At 43.0% G+C, this 568-nt stretch carries 1 rRNA gene; it reads right to left on the reverse strand.

Features of this window, described 5'->3' with window-relative positions:
- Window positions 1-239: 239 nt before the first annotated feature.
- A 5S ribosomal RNA gene (gene rrf, locus DWY89_RS14195) occupies window positions 240-357 on the reverse strand.
- Window positions 358-568: the final 211 nt, after the last annotated feature.

The raw sequence follows: 568 nt of genomic DNA on the forward strand, positions 1-568 counted from the left end.
CGGTTTGAACTTTGTATCAGATTTTCAATATGCAGTTTTCAAGGTACATACTTGACTGAAGTTTATCAGTCATTCACAAACTCGATAAACTCGAACTTATGAATCACTGGTAAAAACCAGTTATATGAAACAGCACTTCCCTGCTGGTGTAGGTTAACACATCCTCATCACAGATAGTTCATTCATTCCGATGTGTCCGTTCTATTTCAAATCGCATTCAGCGAATTGTTTTTAATGGAATCCGGCATCCACCTGCTTTCCCATGCCGTCTCCAGCATAGTATCATCGGCCGCTTAGGTCTTAACCATCGTGTTCGGGATGGGAACGGGTGTGTCCCCTAAGCGCATCGACACCGGAAATTTCGTGTTGTAATGAGTAAGTGCAAAAACAAAATCAGAAACTGTGTTGAAAGTTTACTTTCATAAGCAGTTTTTGGTTTTCGGTTTTATAAGCGGCGAACGCCGCGACCGAGCGAACTTGTTCGCGAGGTGCACTTACGGCCCTTAAACACTCAACAGTATATAAAACCCTTACTTCTTCTTCCTTAGAAAGGAGGTGATCCAGCCGC

Origin of the sequence: Clostridium sp. AF27-5AA (assembly GCF_003478415.1) — a bacterium.
GTDB lineage: Bacteria > Bacillota > Clostridia > Lachnospirales > Lachnospiraceae > Otoolea > Otoolea fessa.